Consider the following 17262-nt stretch of genomic DNA (forward strand, 5'->3'; position numbering starts at 1 on the left):
TTGTTCCCAGGAGGTAGCGTTTTGGCAGGAGAAACAAAAAAAATGACCCGCAACACCCTGATTCTGGTGCCGGCCAAGGTGCTGGAAGGGGTATTGCTTCTGGTGATGAGCGCCCTGTATTCCCGCATCTTCCCGCCTGCGGTGAACGGCCGTTATCAGATTGTCAACACCACTGTGCTGGCCCTGTTTCTGGTGTCGGCGGCCTGGCTTTACAATGCCACCGCCCGCTTTGTATCGGAATACCGGAGCCCCCAGGGGGAAAAGACCTTTTATTCCACTTTTCTGATGTCCTTTGGCGTCATCACCCTGGTGGTGCTGGGGATCGGGGCACTGGCCTGGCAGATCGGGGAGAGTTTCCTCTTTTTTGCCGCCGCCATGCTGCTGACCAGCTATTCCCTCTTCACCATGATGAACGGACTTCTGATCCAGACCGAACATCTGATGGTGAGCATTTTTGTCTCCCTGCTGGATGTGGCGGGAAAAGTGGTCTGCACCACCCTCCTGGTCACGGCCGGAGGCAACAGCACTCCCTATCCCGCCATCTTCGGTGCGGTGATCAGCGATTGCGTGGCATCCTGCATTGCCATGGCGGTGCTTCATGTCCCTTCCAGCACCCGTGCCCGGTATTTTTCCAGAAAACTGCTGGGAGACCTGCTCACTTTCGGCGTGCCTCTCATCGGCATGAGCATCGGCACCGGACTTCTCAGCATGGTGGACCGGTACATCGTGGCCTTTATGGAGGGCGATGTGGGCTCGGCTATCTATCTCACCAATTTTACCGTCAGTTCGGGTATTTTCGGCATGATTGCCGCCGCTGTGGTGCGGGCCACATATCCGTCTCTCATCTCCGGCTATACCAACGACGGACGGCAGGCGGCGGAAAAGCTGCTGGCCCAGGGCACCAGACTCTATTTTCTCATCGCCATGCCGGCGGCTTTGGGCCTGTGCGCCGTCTGTCAGCCTTTGGCCCGGTTTATGTTTGAGGACACCTATTGGTCGGGCTCTGCCATCATCGGTATTGCCGCTGCCGCTTATTTTTTCATGGATTTGACCGAATATGCAATTAAGGGATTTGAGTTGACCAAGAACACCCGGCCGGTGCTGCGTTACAGTCTGCTGGCCGCGGCCATCAAGATCGTGGCCACCTTTGCCCTGACGGGCCTGATGGGAATCCAGGGGGCGGCCTGGGGTACCCTGCTGGCCTTTGTGTGCTACTTTTTGCTGGTGATCTGGGGAATGCGCCGCACCTTCCGCTTCCGTCCCGATGGGAAAAGCACGCTGCGCATCTTTGTCAGCGCCCTTTTGTGCTCCCTGTGCGCCTTTGTGGTGTGCCGCCTGATCCCCCTGGAAGGCGGCGGCTTTGCGGCGCTGGTCAAGACGCTGTGCGGCGCCGGAGCGGGAGGCGCTGTGTATGTGGCGTGCCTGCTTTGTTCCGGTGAACTGCGGCCGGAACTGGAAATGCTGCGTCAGGCCCGGCAGAATCGGACGAAGGAAAAATAAGGGTAAGTCCCTTTTTTCACTGTGAAAAAAGATGTTTTAGTGCTATACTAAAGCCGTATGCGAAAGCCTGAAAAGGAGAAGGTGATAGAGTGTCCATGAAAGCCATTGAGCAGGTGGAGCAGGCAGAGCGCCAGGCGGCGCAGTTGCTGGAGAAGGCCCGCCAGGAGGCCAGAAATATGGTGGAGCAAGCGGAAAACGATGCCGCCCGTCTGCGGGAGCAAAGCCGGGAAAAATCCCGGAATGAGACGGCAGACCTGCTGGCCCAGGCTCAGAAGGAGGCAGAGCGCCAGGCGGAAGGACTGCGGGACAAAACGGAAAAACAGTGCAGCCAGATCGCTGCATCGGCTGAGAGCAATATGGAAAAAGCGGTGAAATTCATTATGGAAAGGGTCGTTAGCTGATGGCGCTTGTGGAGATGAAGCGCCTGCGGGCCGTTGTGCTGCAAAGCAGGCGCCGCAGCCTTTTGCGTCAGCTGCGGCGGGAGGGCTGCGTAGAGGTGGAGACCGCCCGGGAGTCCACCGATTTTGAACAGGAAAATGTGTTGGAAAACACGGTAGCGGAAAACACCGGAGCCAGGGAATATATGGATTCCATCACCCAGGCCATGGAGGTTCTGGGACGGTATGTTCCGCCGCCAGGCCGGTCTTTGCTGGCAGGGAAGCCGAAAGTCACCCAGCAGCAGCTTTACGATGAAAAGGTGCTGGATGAGGCTCTTTCCGCTGCCCGGCAGATCAATAAGGCCGCCCAAGAGATGAACCGTCTGCTGGGAGAGATCGGGCGGCTGGAAGGGAATATGGCCCAGCTGAAACCGTGGAAAGATCTGGATGTTCCCCTGGAATACCGGATGGAAGGCGCGGTGGAATATCTCCGGGGCGTGCTGCCCGGGGCGGCCGACCTGAAAGAGCTGGAAGAGGAACTGGCGGAAAAGGCTCCGGCCTGTGAGATGGAACGGGTTTCCTCGGACAATGAACAGCATTATGTCACCTTCCTCATTCACCAAAGCTGCAGGGATCAGGCCATGGCCCTCATCAAGCAGCGGGGCTTTGCCCAGGTTTCTCAGGACGGGGAAGGGACTCCTGCCCAGTGTATCTGTGCTCTGGAAAAGCAGATAGCCCAGCTGGAAAAACAGCGGCAGGAGCTGATCGGAAAGATCAGGGAACGGGGCGATGCCTACCGGGCCATGGAGCAGGCATTGGATGCCTATGCCATGGAAGCGGAGGAGGACCAGCTGCTTTCCGGGCTGGTGCGTACGAAAAACACTGTGATCATCACCGGCTGGCTGCCGAAAAAGGCTGAGGCGCGGGTGGAAAAGGTGCTGGAAAGGGAAGGCTGTGCTTACAGCATGGATGACCCCCAGGAAGGGGAAAATCCCCCTACGGCCATGGAGAACGGACCGATTGCTGAGCCCTTTTATGCCATCACCGAGATGTATGGCATGCCCCGTTATGGCAGCCTGGTGGACCCCAACCCTCTGATGGTGCCTTTTTATGTCACATTCTTCGCCTTTATCATGGGAGATGCGGTATATGGCATCCTGATTGCGCTGGGGTGTTTCCTGGGACTCAAACTGCTCAAACCCAAGGGAACCATGCGTCAGATGCTCACCCTATTCTTTTATTGCGGTCTGGGCACCATCGTGGCCGGCGTGCTGATGGGAGGATGGCTGGGCGATGCAGTGCCCGCCTTCACCGAAGCGGTGCTGGGAAAACGGGTGAATCTGCCGCCACTTTGGTTCAATCCCATGGAAGAGCCGATGAAAATGCTGATCTTTTCCATGGTTCTGGGCGGCATTCAGATCCTCACCGGTATGGCGGTGGCCGCCTGGCGGCAGATCCGCCAGGGAGATTATCTGGGCGCTTTGTGTGACACAGGCGGCTGGTATCTTATTTTTGCCGGAGCCGGTCTTGCGGTGGCGGGCATCGGCCTGGGCCAGTGGATCGCTCTGGCAGGCGTTCTGATCCTGCTCCTTCTGGGCGGCCGGGACAAGAAGGGCCTGGGGCGCATCACCGGCGGCCTGGGAAAACTGTACAGTATCACCGGTTTTGTGTCCGATCTTCTCAGCTATTCCCGTATCATGGCTCTGGGGCTTTCCGGCGCTGTGGTGGGATCTGTGGTCAACAAAATGGGGGCCATGGGAGGACAGGGGCTGAAAGGCGCCCTGATTTTTATCGTGGTGGCCGTTATCGGCCATACCTTCAACATTGCCATCAGCGTACTGGGGGCGTATGTCCACACCAGCCGCTTGCAATACATCGAGTTCTTCGGCCGGTTTTACGAGGATGGCGGGCGGAGCATGCATCCGCTGAAAACAAAAACAAAGTATGTAGAGGTTATCGAGGAGGACTAAGTTATGGCATGGTTTTCGAGCTTGTTTACAGGTACCACATTTGCAATCCTGGGCGCCGCTCTGGCGGTGATTCTGGCCGGTATGGGCTCGTCCAAGGGCGTGGGCATGGCCGGTGAGGCCGGCACTGGCATTCTGACAGAAGATCCCACCAAGTTCGGCAAGGTTCTGCTGCTTCAGGCGCTGCCCGGCACCCAGGGCATCTATGGCCTGCTGGTTGCCTTTTTGATCCTGTTTACCAACCCCGCTGTGCTGGACGGCAGCCTGCCCTTCATTCAGGGCGTGGCCTATTTCTTTGCCGCCATGCCCATTGCCATCGTGGGTTATTATTCTGCCATCCGCCAGGGCCGTGTGGCTGCCGCTGCCATGAACATCGTGGCCAAGAAGCCCGATGATGCCATGAAGGGCGTTATCAGCGCCGGTCTGGTGGAAACCTATGCGGTTCTGGCTCTGCTGATTTCCGTTCTGGCGGTCTTCGGCGTGGGCAGCATGGCGGTCTGATCGAGGCAGCGCCATGAAAGGCATCGAAAACATTTCTCGCAGCATTGTGGATGAGGCCAAGGCCAAGGCAGAAAAAATTCTGGAAGAAGCCCGCCAGCAGGCCGCCCGCATCGGAGAAAAGGCTGCACAGCAGACGCAGATGCAAGAGGAAAGCCTGAAAAAAGAGGCACAGGCCCGGGCGGAGGAACTGCTTCGCCGCAGCGAACGCACCGCTCTTCTGGAAAACAAGAAAGGCTTGCTTGCAGCCCGGCGGCAGCAGATCGAAAAAGCCTATGATCTGGCTCTCCGGCGGCTTTTGTCCCTGGAGGAAGGGGATTACTGCGCTCTTTTGGTGAAAATATGCCGGGAGACCGGGGAAATGCAGGGAGAGATTCTGCTCAATGCCCGGGATAAGGCCCGGCTGGGTGAAAGCCTGGTGGCACAGATGAATGAGAAACTGGGCGCCGCCTTTACCCTGGGTCAGGAAGAAAAGAAGATCGCCGGCGGATTTGTGCTGCGTCAGGGGCCGGTGGAGATCAACTGTGCTTTGGAGACCGCTGTGCACCTGCTGGAAGAGGAGACGGCCAGCCAAGTGGCGGCCATCCTCTTTTAAGGAGGGAGCCTGTTGAAAAGAACCAAGGATACCGATTATCTGCACATCAGCACCCGGATCCGCTGTGTGGAAGGGCAGCTGATGAACAGCACCCAGCTGTATCGTCTGGCTGAGAGCAAAGACGCCCAGGAAGCGGAAAAGCTCCTGGAGGAAAAGGGCTGGCCCGCCTTTGATTGGCGGGATATGCTGCAGCTGGAGCAGGTTATCTCCCAGCGCCGCCAGCAGATGATGGAGCTTTTATATGCCCATTGTCCCAGGCCGGAGATGATCGAAGTATTCCGGCTGAAATACGATTATCACAACATCAAGGCCATCCTAAAAGGGGACGCCCAGCAGGTGGATCCTACCCGGCTTTTGTCTGCTGCCGGTCTGATTCCGCCCCGGGAACTTCTGCGCATGATCCGGGAAGGAGACCTGGAAGGGATGGACCCGGTGATGGCTCAGGCTGTGGAAAAAGCCAAGGAGATGCTGGAGCGCACCGGTGACCCCCAGCTCAGCGATATGGTGCTGGACCGGGCGGAAAAGGAAGAGACACTGAAAAAGGCCAAAGACAGCGGCAGCGGTTTTCTCACAGGGTATGTGCAGAGGACCATCGATTGCTGCAATTTGCGCACGGCCCTGCGTCTGGGACGCATGGGCAAAGGGTTGGATTATGCCCAGCGGGCCATTTTGTCCGGCGGGACCATACCGGAAGAGGTCTTTTATCAGCCGCTCACCCGGGAGGAACTGCCCCATGTGCTGGCCGGGACCTGCCTGGAGACGCTGGAAAGCCAGGCGCTGGACGCTCTGGAAGGCGGGGGTTTTGCCCTTTTGGACAAGGCCTGTGACGATCTGCTGATCGAATATGCCCGTTTTGCCAGCAAAGTCCCCTTTGGGGAAGAGACCGTTATCGGTTATCTGCTGGCCTGCGAGGCGGAATACAATGCAGTTCGCTCGGTGCTGGCGGGGAAAAACGCCGGACTGAGCCAGGATAAGATCATGGAAAGGCTGAGGATCTGTTATGCTGTATAGAGCGGCTGTGATCGGCGACAGCCAGACGGTGATGGGATTCAAAGCGGTGGGCCTGACCACCGTGGCGGTGAGCGAAGAGAAGGAGGCCGCCCGGCAGCTGCACAAGCTGGCAGAGACGGGTTATGCCGTCATTTATATTACCGAGCAGCTGGCCGCCCTCATCCCCCAGGATATCGGCCGCTATAACGACGAGCCCACCGTGGCCGTCATCCCCATCCCTTCCCAGAAGGGGAGCCTGGGGATCGGGCTGCAAGGGCTTCACCAGGCGGTGGAGCGGGCCGTGGGCGCCGACATCCTCAAAAAACAGTGACCCCGATTTTCGGGGAGTGACCGTTTCACGGCAGGAGAAAACCTGCCTGCAAGAGAAAGAAGGTTGCTGATTGAATGGATAAAAAAGGAAAGATCATCAAGGTGGCGGGCCCCCTGGTCATTGCCGAGGGCATGGCCCACGCCAATATGTTCGATGTGGTGCGGGTGGGTCCCCAGCACCTGATCGGCGAGATCATCGAGATGCGGGGCGACAAGGCCTCCATCCAGGTGTATGAGGAAACCGCAGGCATCGGCACCGGGGAAGATGTGGTGTCCACCGGTGCGCCTCTGTCTGTGGAGCTGGGGCCGGGTCTGATCGGTCAGATCTATGACGGCATCCAGCGCCCCCTGGAGGACATCCGCCGCCAGGTGGGCAATACCATCAAGCGGGGCATCCAGGTAGACCCTATCTCCCGGGAGGCAGAGTGGGAGTTTACCCCCACGGCCAAAGCCGGGGACAAGGTGGAGCCCGGTGATGTGCTGGGCACAGTGCAGGAGACCATCATTGTACTGCACAAGATTATGGTGCCTGTGGGCATCCGGGGCACAGTGAAGGAAGTGCGGGGCGGCAAACACACCATCACCGATGTGGTGGCCGTCATCGAGGACGAAAAAGGCCAGCTTCATGAGCTGACCATGGTACAGAAGTGGCCGGTGCGTGTGGAGCGGACCTACAAGGAAAAGCTGGCTCCCACATTCCCCATGGTCACCGGCCAGCGGATCGTGGATACATTCTTTCCCATTGCCAAGGGCGGCACGGCGGCCATCCCCGGCCCCTTCGGCAGCGGCAAGACGGTGACCCAGCACCAGCTGGCCAAGTGGAGCGATGTGGACATCGTGATCTACATCGGCTGCGGCGAGCGGGGCAATGAAATGACCGATGTGCTGCGGGAGTTCCCCCAGCTGAAAGACCCCCGCACCGGCGAAAGCCTGATGAAGCGGACGGTGCTTATCGCCAACACCTCCGATATGCCTGTGGCCGCCCGGGAAGCTTCGGTTTACACCGGCATCACCATCGCGGAATATTACCGGGACATGGGTTACAATGTGGCGGTCATTGCCGACTCCACTTCCCGCTGGGCCGAGGCTCTCCGTGAGATGTCCGGCCGTCTGGAAGAAATGCCCGGTGAAGAGGGCTATCCTGCCTACCTGGCCTCTCGTCTGGCCCAGTTCTATGAACGGGCAGGCCGTGTAATCTGCCTGGGCAGCGACGGCAGAGAGGGAACCTTGTCGGCCATCGGCGCCGTATCCCCTCCGGGTGGCGATATTTCCGAGCCTGTCAGCCAGGCCACCCTGCGTATCGTCAAGGTGTTCTGGGGCCTGGACAGCTCGCTGGCCTACCGGCGGCATTTCCCCGCCATCAACTGGCTCAGCAGCTACTCTCTGTATTTCGACCGGCTGCGCTCCTGGTATGAGGACAACATCAACCAGAACTTCATCAAGAACCGCAACGAAGCCATGAAGCTTCTCCAGCAGGAAAACGAACTGGACGAAATCGTCAAGCTGGTGGGCATCGATGCCCTGTCTCCCGCCGACCGTCTGGTGATGGAAACCACCCAGATGATAAGAGAGGACTTCTTGCAGCAGAACGCCATGAGCGATACCGATTCCTATTGTGAGATCGACAAGCAGTTCCGTCTGCTGGAGCTGATTCTGTTCTATTATGAGACAGCCGGGGAAGCCCTGCGCAAGGGCGCTCCCATGCAGCCCATTTTCGACATTCCCGCCCGGGCCCGCATCGGCCGGGCCAAGGATGTGCCCAAGGAGATCTACAAGGAGCAGTACGACCAGATCGAAGCCGATATCCGGCAGCAGATCGCTCAGATTTCCCAGGGAGGTAAAGAGGCATGATCAAAGAATACCGTACCATACAGGAAGTGGCCGGCCCGCTGATGCTGGTGCAGGGCGTGGACAAGGTCACCTACAACGAGCTGGCGGAAATCGAGCTGCCTTCGGGGGAGGTGCGCCGGTGTAAGGTGCTGGAAGTGGACGGCTCCAACGCCCTGGTGCAGCTGTTCGAAAGCTCCGCCGGCATCAATCTGGCCCAGTCCAAGGTGCGTTTCCTGGGCCATGGCATTGAGCTGGGAGTGTCCCCCGATATGCTGGGCCGGGTGTTCGACGGCATGGGTCATCCCAAAGACGGAGGCCCGGAGATCCTGGCCGAACAGTATCTGGACATCAACGGCACCCCCATGAACCCGGCGGCCCGGGACTATCCTTCGGAGTTTATCCAGACCGGTGTGTCGGCCATCGACGGCCTGAATACACTGGTCAGAGGACAGAAATTGCCCATTTTCTCCGGTTCCGGCCTGCCCCATGCCCAGCTGGCCGCCCAGATCGCCCGTCAGGCCCAGGTGCCCGGCAGCGATGCCAAGTTTGCCGTGGTCTTTGCGGCCATCGGCATCACCTTTGAGGAAGCCGATTTCTTCGTCTCCGACTTCAAGCGCACCGGCGCCATCGACCGTACCGTGCTCTTTTTGAACCTGGCCAACGATCCGGCCATCGAACGGATCGCCACTCCCCGTATGGCGCTGACTGCGGCGGAGTACCTGGCCTTTGAGCAGGGGATGCATGTACTGGTCATCCTCACCGATATCACAAACTACGCCGAGGCTCTCCGGGAAGTGTCCGCCGCCCGGAAGGAAGTGCCCGGACGCCGGGGCTATCCCGGCTACCTTTACACCGACCTTGCCACCATGTATGAACGGGCCGGAAAGCTGCTGGACAAGGAAGGCTCCATCACCATGGTGCCCATCCTCTCCATGCCCGAAGACGACAAGACCCATCCCATTCCCGACCTGACCGGCTACATCACCGAGGGGCAGATCATTCTTTCCCGGGAGCTTTACCGGAAAGACATTACCCCGCCCATCGATGTGCTGCCCTCCCTGTCCCGTCTGAAGGACAAGGGTATCGGCAAGGGCAAGACCCGGGAGGATCACGCCGGGACCATGAACCAGCTGTTTGCCGCCTATGCCCGGGGCAAGGACGCCAAAGAGTTGATGACCATTCTGGGAGAGGCCGCCCTCACCGATACCGACAAGCTCTATGCCCAGTTTGCCGATGCCTTTGAGCGGGAATATGTGTCCCAGGGCTATGATAAAAACCGCACCATCGAAGAGACGCTGGATCTGGGGTGGAAACTGCTGAGCATTCTGCCCAAGACCGAGCTGAAGCGGATCAAGCCGGAATTTATCGACAAATATTATCCCGCCAAGGATTGAGATGGGCAATAAGGAGGAATGCAGATGGCCAGGCTCAATGTAAACCCTACACGCATGGAGCTGACCCGGCTGAAAAAGCGCCTTGCCACAGCCAGCCGGGGGCATAAGCTGCTGAAAGACAAGCGGGACGAGCTGATGAAGCAGTTCCTGGATATCGTCCGGGTCAGCGAAAAGCTGCGGCTGGGAGTGGAAAAAGCCCTGACGGAATCCTATGCCGGATTCCAGGCCGCCGGTGCGGTGATGCCCCCGGAAATGCTGGAGCAGACCTTTCTCTATCCCAAGCAGAGAGTGGGCATCGAGATGAAGTTCCGCAACATTATGTCGGTGGATGTGCCCATGTACGATGTGATCACCAAAACGGACGACAAGGCGGATATCTATCCCTATGGCTTTGCCGCCACCAGCGGCGAGCTGGACGACGCCGTTTTCCAGCTGGCCGGGACGCTGGAGGATATGCTCCGTCTGGCGGAAATGGAAAAAACCGTAAAGCTCCTGGCCCAGGAGATCGAAAAGACCCGCCGCCGGGTCAATGCTCTGGAATATGTAATGATTCCCCAGCTCCAGGAGACCATCCGGTATATCACCATGAAGCTGGATGAAAACGAACGGGGCAACCTGTCCCGGCTGATGAAGGTGAAGGACATGATGGTGGAGCAGAACATCAAAGCCCAGCGGGCCCGGGACGGTCTTGCCTGAGCGGAAAAAGAAAGTGGACAAAAAGCAAGGCTTGGTATACAATAAAAATAAAATCTGGCCCGCTTTTCAGAAAGGGGCCCAATCGGAAAGGAAGGTCATTCCCATGGTAACCAAAATCGAAACAGAAAAAGCTCCTGGCGCTATCGGTCCTTATTCCCAGGGCGTCGTCGCCGGCAATCTGGTGTATACTTCCGGTCAGATTCCTGTCAATCCGGAAACCGGCGCTGTGGAAGAGTGTGTCAAGGCCCAGACCAAGCAGTCTCTGGAAAATGTGAAGGCTGTTCTGGCCGAAGCCGGCTGCACCATGGAAGATGTGTTCAAGACCACCGTCTTCATCAAGGATATGAATGATTTCGCCGCTATCAATGAGGTGTATGCCACCTACTTCACCGGCGATGTGCTGCCCGCCCGCTCCTGCGTGGAAGTGGCTCGTCTGCCCAAAGATGTGAAAGTGGAGATCGAAGTCATCGCCATGAAGAAGTAAGAGACCTTCTGAAAAGCCGCTCCGTATGGGGCGGCTTTTGTCTGTCGGGAACTTCATATCGTGTGAGGGGCTGGATGGTCTTGTCCCCAATGGATGTGCAAAAAGCTGCGACCTGTGCGTGGCTTTTTGCACCTATCAAGGAACAAGTGTGCGCCAAAGGCGTGCATGCAGTTCCTTGCAAAAACTCGAAAAAGTGGCCGAAGCCACTTTTTCGAAGCGCCTAAGCCGCTCCGTATGGGGCGGCTTTTTTGTGCCCCGGCAGAAGGTTTTGGCAAAAATCAAAAAAGTCCCCCAAAGCTTTCCTGCCGTGCTATAATAAAAGAGCCGCCGGGCTTGGGGATATTTTCTGCAAAGAAAAAAGCAGGCGGTTCAATCCGGCCTGGGGCCAAGAGAAAAGAGGAGAGAGCCTTGTCCATTGCAAACGCCTTTAACGGCGTATTCGCCCTGATGCTCATCATGCTGCTGGGCGCCTTCATGACCAGACGAAAATTCCTGACGGAGGATTACTATCATTTTCTCACATCCTTCATCATGAAGTACACCATCCCGGCCATGCTCTTTGAGAATGCCATCGAGAATGTGACCATGGAGTTTATCACCGAAAGTGGTACACTGCTGCTGGCCCCCTTTGTCACCCAGCTGGGGGGATATTTCATTGCCCTGGGCATTGCCAAACTGATCAAGCTGCCCAAAGCTTTGGAAGGCATTTTCATTTCCATCTTTGCCATGTGCAACACCATGCTCATGGGCTTTCCCATTTGTATGCAGATCTTCGGTGAAGTGAGCGTTCCTTATGTCACCGCCTATTACATTGCCAACACCCTGGTCTTTTGGATTTTGGTGGCGCCCCGCATCGCAGCTGGCGGCACAGTGGGCGGCGTCATCACCCGGGCGGAAAAGATCAAGAGAGTCTTTTCGCCGCCGCTGCTGTCCTTCCTGGTGGGTGCTGCGGTGTCTTTGCTCCACATTCCCGTGCCGGCCTTTTTGCAGACGGCCCTCACCGATTTTGGTGCTTTGACTTCGCCCATTGCCATGCTTCTGTGCGGCTATCTTCTGGCCAGCATGGGCAAGGATGTGCTGAAAACTCCCCGGTGCATTGTGGGCGCTGTGGCCGCCCGGCTTTTGTGGGCGCCGGTATTCTGCGCCGGGATCTGCCTTTTGATGAAGGTTCCCCCTTTGCCGGCCTGTGTTTTTTGCGTCCAGGCGGCCATGCCGGCCATGAACCAGACGGTCATCCTCTCCGGCCTGTACCGAGGCAATGACCGGGCAGCTGCCCAGGGCCTGGCCCTGTCCAATATTTTGTCGGTGTTCATCATCCCCTTGGTGGTGATGGGCCTGAACCAAGTGTTCCCCATGTAAAAAAAGGCTGCCCCTGGGGGGCAGCCCATCTATGATAAACAGCAGCGAAAGCCGACCGGGATGATTGTCGGGCACGCTGGGGGACGGCGCCGCTCACTGGGATTTTTCGCTGCTAATAAGAGTATATGCCGCCGTCTCCTCAGGGGTACCGGCGGAGCGAAAGTAAAAAAGTTTGCAGGAGGAATGAACCATGAGCGTGAAAATTGCCCCGTCCATTTTGTCCGCTGATTTTGCAAACCTGGGCCGGGATGTGCAGATGGTGCTGGAGGGAGGAGCCGACTGGGTCCATGTGGATATCATGGACGGACATTTTGTGCCCAACATCTCCTTTGGCGCCCCGGTGCTCCGGTGTCTGCGGAAGGTCACCGATGGCTTTCTGGATGTGCACCTGATGATCTCCCAGCCGGAAAACTATGTGGATGATTTTCTGAAGGCAGGGGCTGATCTGGTGAATTTCCATGTGGAATCCCAGGGGGACCTGTTCAGCCTGATCCAGAAGGTAAAGGCCGCCGGTCGCAAAGCGGCGCTGACCATCAAGCCGGCCACTCCTGCGGAGGCTCTGTTCCCCTATCTGCCTCAGCTGGATATGGTGCTGGTAATGGCGGTGGAGCCTGGTTTTGGTGGACAGAAATTCATGCCGGAGGCTTTGGACAAGGTGCGGCTGCTGCGTCGGGAGATCGACAGCCGGGGCCTTACTTGTGAGATCGAGATCGACGGCGGCATCAATCTGGAAAATGCGCCCCTGGCCTATCAGGCCGGGGTGGATATCCTGGTGGCCGGTTCTTCGGTCTATGGAGCGGAGGATCCGAAAGCGCGGATCGCTCAGTTCAAAAAGGCCTGCGAAGGTCTGCGATAAACAAAAGCGGAGAGGAATTCATTTCCTCTCCGCTTTTTGCGGCTTTTAATAGAAAACCGTTTCGGTGAGATGGCCTTCTTTTCCCGGTGGAGAATAGAGAAAGTGCTGAAGCCGTCCCTGGGTGATCTGGTAATCCTCCGGACGGATCAGGGTGCTGGGTGCACTTTCCAGCTTGTCGATCAGGATCAGTTTGACCTTCATCTTTTCCGGCAGAATGGATTTGATGTACACCGATACCCCATCGCCGGAGGCAACGCCTTCTTTCCGTTCCGCCAGGCCCGACAGATTGGGGCTCAGCTCCACAAAAACGCCGTAGTCCTCATTGCCCCGCACCACGCCGCTCACCGTTTCCCCTGGGGAAAAACGCCGGGCGTTTTCCAGCCAGGTGCCCAAAAGCTCCCGGTGGGTCAGATGCACCCGGCCCAGGGAGGGGTCCACTCCCCGCACAGCCACATGAATCCATTGGCCGGGGTAAAACCGCTCGGCGGGATGGGCGATGCGGGACACCGAGATGTGCTCGATGCCCACCAGGGAAGTAAGGCCGCAGCCGATGTCCACAAAGGCCCCGAAGGGCTCCAGATGGGTCACACGGGCGGAGATCACATCTCCAGGCAGCAGGTGTTCCATCAGATAATTCAGAGCTTTTTGCTGCACCTTGGCCCGGGAAAACAGATATTGACCATCTCCCTCACCGATGACCTGAAAACACACCGGCTTTCCCACCCGGGACAAAAGGGCGATTTCCCGTGTGCGGCCGCTGCTCAGTCCCAGCGCCGCCTCGCTGCGGGGGATCAGACCGGTGATGCCGTTGCAGTCCACCACCAGGTTGTGGGCACAGTCGCACCGGGTGACGATGCCTTCCAGTATTTGTTCTTCCTCCCCGGCCTGATCCATAGCGGCCGGGGTATTCACCCATCGGTTTTCCGGGGTGTTCAGCCGGAATCCTTCCGGCAGATAAGGTCCCTGGGGCATATCTTCATTCCTCCTTTGTTTTGTCCGTTGCCTTTCATCTATATGCGTGTTTCCCTAAGATGTTGCTGTTTTCTTTTGAAATGGGCTGTGGTACAATACCCCTATCAAGTGCTGGGGAGGGAGCTTCGTGGATTATCGGGTTGGCGATGTGGTAAAAATGAAAAAAAGTCACCCCTGTGGCTGCGACCGGTTTGAGATCACCCGGGTGGGAATGGATTTCAAACTGAAATGCTGCGGCTGCGGGAGGGAAGTGATGGTGCCCCGGCTCAAGGCGGAAAAAAGCATCCGCGCCATTGAGAAAAGGGAGGAATGAGCATGGAGGTCATGAACCGGCAAATGCATATTGCCCTGCGTCAGGGGGATGTGGGGGGCTATTGCCTGCTCCCCGGGGATCCGGAGCGGTGTCAGCATATTGCCTCCTATCTGGAGGGAGCGGAGTTTGTGGCCCGGAACCGGGAATTTGTCACCTATACCGGCACATTGGCCGGACAGCGGGTATCGGTGTGTTCCACCGGTATCGGCGGCCCCAGTACGGCCATTGCCGTAGAGGAGCTGGCCGCCTGCGGCGCCCATACCCTGATCCGGGTGGGTACCTGCGGGGGAATTGATCTGGCCGTGCGGGGCGGAGATATTGTGGTGGCCACCAGCGCTGTGCGCCAGGAAGGGACCAGCCTCCACTATATGCCTCTGGAATTTCCGGCTGTGGCTGATTTTGATGTGACCGATGCCCTGCGTCAGGGCGCGGCCTCTACGGGAGCCAGTGTGCACACCGGCGTGGTGCAGAGTAAGGACAGCTTTTATGGCCAGCACGAGCCTTCCCGGATGCCGGTGGCCCATATACTGGAAGAAAAATGGAAGGCATGGAAGCAGGCCGGCGTCCTTTGCAGCGAGATGGAAAGCGCCGCATTGTTTGTGGTTTCTTCGGTGCTGGGGCTGCGGGCCGGAGCCCTGTTTGCCGTGCTGTGGAATCAGGAGAGAAAAAATGCCGGATTGCCCGACCCCCACTGCATGGACACCGACCTGGCCATCCGGGCGGCTGTGGAAGGACTCCGGTGTCTCATCGCCCGGGACGCCCGGGAAGAAGGGCTGTAATGGAAAAGGATTTTGCCAAAGCGGTTTCCGCTTTGGCAAGCGTGTCGAAAAAGTGGCCTCCGGCCAATTTTTCCAGTTTTTACAAGGGTCTGCGTGCACGCCTTTGGCGTACACTTGTCCCTTGAGAAGTGCAAAAAGCCGCGCACAGGTCGCGGCTTTTTGCAAATTTATAGGGGTAGGGCAGAAAATCTTTTTCATTATATAAGTTTTTCGGCAGTCTGGCCAAAGCGGTTTCCGCTTTGGCATTTTTTATTTTCTTCTTGACAAACAGCAAAAAGGGATGCATACTGTATATACAGTATATATACAGCATAACAACGAGGTGCACCGTGAATATCGTCATCAGTCAAACAAGCGGCCAGCCCATTTATGAGCAGATCGCCCGGCAGATCAAAGGCCTGATCCTGCGGGGAGAACTTTGCGAAGGGGCGGCCTTGCCATCCATGCGCCTGCTGGCCCGGGATCTGCGCATCAGCGTCATCACCACCAAACGGGCCTATGAAGAGCTGGAAAGGGAAGGGTTTGTCATCACCGCGCCGGGAAAGGGCTGCTATGTGGCTCCACGGCCGGAGGGGACATGGGATCAGGCCCGGCAAAAACAGGTGGAGGAGTATCTGCGCCGTGGTGTGGAAGAAGCCAAAAACTGCGCCATGGGCCTTGCGGAACTGACCCGGCTTTTGCAGGAGCTGTATCAAGGAGAAAAATAAAATGAATACAAATAGTATTGAAGCAATCTCTTTAAGCAAACAGTATCCACAATTTGCCCTGGAGAATGTGAGTTTTACGCTGCCTCAAGGCTGCATCATGGGATTCATCGGCCAGAATGGCGCCGGTAAGACCACCACCATCAAGCGCCTGCTGGGGCTTGTGCAGGGCGGCGGAGAGGTGCATCTGCTGGGAGAAAAGGAAGGCTATGGCCTGCGAAAGGTGAAAGAACAGGTGGGCGTTTTCCTGGAGGGCAGCTTTTTCAATGAAGTCATCCGGGTGCAGGATGTGGATTCCATTTTGTCCCGCATTACCCCCCGGTGGGATAAAGGGTATTACTCCTTTTTGCTGGATCGCTTCCAGATCCCACGGAAAAAATACCTGCGGGAGCTTTCCAAGGGCATGGGTACAAAATTGCGCCTGGCCACCATTCTGGCCCGCCACCCCAGGCTGCTGATTCTGGATGAACCCATGAGCGGACTGGATCCGGTGGCTCGCTCCCAGGTGATGGATCTGTTTTTGGAATTTATCCAGGATGGGGAGCACTCAGTGTTCCTTTCTACCCACATCACCACCGATCTGGAGCAGGCCGCCGACTATATCACCTTCATCCACGAGGGAAAGCTGGTGTTTTCCCAGGAGAAAGACCGGGTGCTGGAGGAATATGGCCTGGCCCAGGGACCAGAAGAAGCGCTGAAAAATTTGGGGCCTGATGTGCTCATCGCCATGAGAAAAGGCCGGTATCACGCCAAAGGCCTGGTGAATAACCGGCAGGAGGCAGCCCGGCGGGAACCCTCCCTTCTGGTGGAGCCGGCCCGGCTGGAGGATATCATGGTGATGATGGCAAAGGAGGAAGAATCGTGGTTGGGTTGATGCTGAAAGATCTGCTTACCATGCGCAGATATCTGAAAAGTTTGCTGGGCGTTTGCGTTTTGTTGGGGGCCATGGGATTTATTCTCAAAAGTCCCTCCTATGTATCCGGTGTGGGTGGGGTCACCAGTTTCCTTGTGTGCATGGTCAGTTTTTCCTATGACGAAAATTGCAAGTGGGATGCCTATGGACTGACTTTGCCAGTGACCCGGAAAACCTGCGTCCAGGCCAAATACCTGCTTTCCCTGGCCATGGTGTTGCTGGGGGCCCTGGTCAGCGCATTGATCGCCGGTGGGATTATGGCTTATTGGGAAAGCATCGACTGGATGGAACTTTTGTCCCTGGTGGGAAGCACGATGGTCACCGGCATCGTCATTATCAGTCTGATGATCCCCTGCATCTATAAATTGGGTGTGGAGCGCAGCCGTCTGGCCATTATGGTGGTCTTTTTGGTGCCCATGGGAGTGTTTCTCTGGTACCTTGGTTCCGGGCTGGCCCTGCCCACCCTGTCTCCCTGGATGGGGAAACTTCTGCCCGGGATGTTTGCTTTGCTGCTGGTGCTTTTGCTGTGGGGGTCCTATTTGGTTTCCCGTCGGATCTATGAGAAAAAAGAGTTTTAAAAAGAAGCCCTCTCCGTCTGAACAGGTCCAGTAAAAACGGACAGTGACAAAAGACCCCCTGATGTAGGAAAATAGACTACATCAGGGGGTCTTGTCATGAAGAAACGAAATTATACACATGTTCAAG

At 57.2% G+C, this 17262-nt stretch carries 19 protein-coding genes; 18 read left to right on the forward strand and 1 reads right to left on the reverse strand.

Going from position 1 to position 17262, the window contains the following annotated elements; all coding sequences use genetic code 11:
- The first annotated feature begins 21 nt into the window (after positions 1 to 21).
- The 13 genes from H6A25_RS04055 to rpe all read left to right on the forward strand — a co-directional run bounded on the left by H6A25_RS04055 (position 22) and on the right by rpe (position 12876).
- Positions 22 to 1500 (forward strand): polysaccharide biosynthesis C-terminal domain-containing protein, encoded by a 1479-nt coding sequence (locus tag H6A25_RS04055; RefSeq protein WP_204750718.1) that lies wholly within the window; start codon positions 22 to 24, stop codon positions 1498 to 1500.
- 95 nt (positions 1501 to 1595) lie between these two features.
- Positions 1596 to 1901 (forward strand): V-type ATPase subunit subunit G family protein, encoded by a 306-nt coding sequence (locus tag H6A25_RS04060; RefSeq protein ID WP_204750719.1) that lies wholly within the window; start codon positions 1596 to 1598, stop codon positions 1899 to 1901.
- Complete coding sequence (locus H6A25_RS04065) at positions 1901 to 3847, forward strand: V-type ATP synthase subunit I (protein ID WP_204750720.1); 1947 nt, start codon at positions 1901 to 1903, stop codon at positions 3845 to 3847. The genes H6A25_RS04060 and H6A25_RS04065 overlap by 1 nt, the downstream gene beginning before the upstream one ends.
- A 3-nt stretch (positions 3848 to 3850) precedes the next feature.
- Positions 3851 to 4345, forward strand: coding sequence for a V-type ATP synthase subunit K (locus H6A25_RS04070; protein WP_204750721.1), 495 nt, complete (start codon positions 3851 to 3853; stop codon positions 4343 to 4345).
- 13 nt (positions 4346 to 4358) lie between these two features.
- Entirely contained in the window at positions 4359 to 4937 is a 579-nt protein-coding gene (locus tag H6A25_RS04075) for a V-type ATP synthase subunit E (protein WP_204750722.1), read from the forward strand.
- A 12-nt stretch (positions 4938 to 4949) separates the two neighbouring features.
- Positions 4950 to 5948 (forward strand): V-type ATPase subunit, encoded by a 999-nt coding sequence (locus H6A25_RS04080; protein ID WP_204750723.1) that lies wholly within the window; start codon positions 4950 to 4952, stop codon positions 5946 to 5948.
- Positions 5938 to 6258 carry a V-type ATP synthase subunit F gene (locus tag H6A25_RS04085; protein WP_345941578.1) on the forward strand — a complete coding sequence of 107 codons (321 nt, stop codon included), beginning with the start codon at positions 5938 to 5940 and terminating at the stop codon, positions 6256 to 6258. Before H6A25_RS04080 ends, H6A25_RS04085 begins: the two co-directional genes overlap by 11 nt.
- A 74-nt stretch (positions 6259 to 6332) precedes the next feature.
- Positions 6333 to 8108, forward strand: a complete 1776-nt coding sequence (locus H6A25_RS04090) for a V-type ATP synthase subunit A (RefSeq protein ID WP_204750724.1) — start codon at positions 6333 to 6335, stop codon at positions 8106 to 8108.
- Positions 8105 to 9481, forward strand: a complete 1377-nt coding sequence (locus tag H6A25_RS04095) for a V-type ATP synthase subunit B (protein ID WP_118428668.1) — start codon at positions 8105 to 8107, stop codon at positions 9479 to 9481. Before H6A25_RS04090 ends, H6A25_RS04095 begins: the two co-directional genes overlap by 4 nt.
- Before the next feature lie 24 nt (positions 9482 to 9505).
- On the forward strand, positions 9506 to 10177 hold the full coding sequence (locus tag H6A25_RS04100; protein ID WP_204750725.1) for a V-type ATP synthase subunit D: 672 nt from the start codon (positions 9506 to 9508) through the stop codon (positions 10175 to 10177).
- 103 nt (positions 10178 to 10280) lie between these two features.
- Entirely contained in the window at positions 10281 to 10661 is a 381-nt protein-coding gene (locus H6A25_RS04105; protein ID WP_204750726.1) for a RidA family protein, read from the forward strand.
- Between the two features lie 408 nt (positions 10662 to 11069).
- The gene (locus H6A25_RS04110; RefSeq protein ID WP_204750727.1) at positions 11070 to 12020 is read left to right on the forward strand and encodes an AEC family transporter; all 951 of its coding nucleotides are present in this window, start codon (positions 11070 to 11072) and stop codon (positions 12018 to 12020) included.
- 190 nt (positions 12021 to 12210) lie between these two features.
- Positions 12211 to 12876 (forward strand): ribulose-phosphate 3-epimerase, encoded by a 666-nt coding sequence (rpe, locus tag H6A25_RS04115; protein WP_204750728.1) that lies wholly within the window; start codon positions 12211 to 12213, stop codon positions 12874 to 12876.
- Positions 12877 to 12921: 45 nt separating this feature from the next.
- Here the strand turns inward: rpe and H6A25_RS04120 are convergent, their stop codons facing one another.
- Complete coding sequence (locus H6A25_RS04120) at positions 12922 to 13848, reverse strand: S1 RNA-binding domain-containing protein (protein WP_204750729.1); 927 nt, start codon at positions 13846 to 13848, stop codon at positions 12922 to 12924.
- Between the two features lie 127 nt (positions 13849 to 13975).
- Between H6A25_RS04120 and H6A25_RS04125 the strand changes: the two genes are divergently transcribed.
- The 5 genes from H6A25_RS04125 to H6A25_RS04145 all read left to right on the forward strand — a co-directional run bounded on the left by H6A25_RS04125 (position 13976) and on the right by H6A25_RS04145 (position 17135).
- On the forward strand, positions 13976 to 14161 hold the full coding sequence (locus H6A25_RS04125) for a DUF951 domain-containing protein (RefSeq protein ID WP_118428662.1): 186 nt from the start codon (positions 13976 to 13978) through the stop codon (positions 14159 to 14161).
- 2 nt (positions 14162 to 14163) lie between these two features.
- On the forward strand, positions 14164 to 14940 hold the full coding sequence (udp, locus tag H6A25_RS04130; protein WP_430651160.1) for a uridine phosphorylase: 777 nt from the start codon (positions 14164 to 14166) through the stop codon (positions 14938 to 14940).
- A gap of 329 nt (positions 14941 to 15269) precedes the next feature.
- Entirely contained in the window at positions 15270 to 15647 is a 378-nt protein-coding gene (locus H6A25_RS04135) for a GntR family transcriptional regulator (protein ID WP_204750731.1), read from the forward strand.
- 1 nt (position 15648) lies between these two features.
- Entirely contained in the window at positions 15649 to 16518 is an 870-nt protein-coding gene (locus H6A25_RS04140; RefSeq protein WP_204750732.1) for an ABC transporter ATP-binding protein, read from the forward strand.
- Entirely contained in the window at positions 16506 to 17135 is a 630-nt protein-coding gene (locus H6A25_RS04145) for an ABC-2 transporter permease (protein ID WP_204750733.1), read from the forward strand. The genes H6A25_RS04140 and H6A25_RS04145 overlap by 13 nt, the downstream gene beginning before the upstream one ends.
- Positions 17136 to 17262: the final 127 nt, after the last annotated feature.

Source organism: Intestinimonas butyriciproducens (genome assembly GCF_016901775.1).
In the GTDB taxonomy this organism is placed as follows: Bacteria; Bacillota; Clostridia; order Oscillospirales; family Butyricicoccaceae; genus Pseudobutyricicoccus.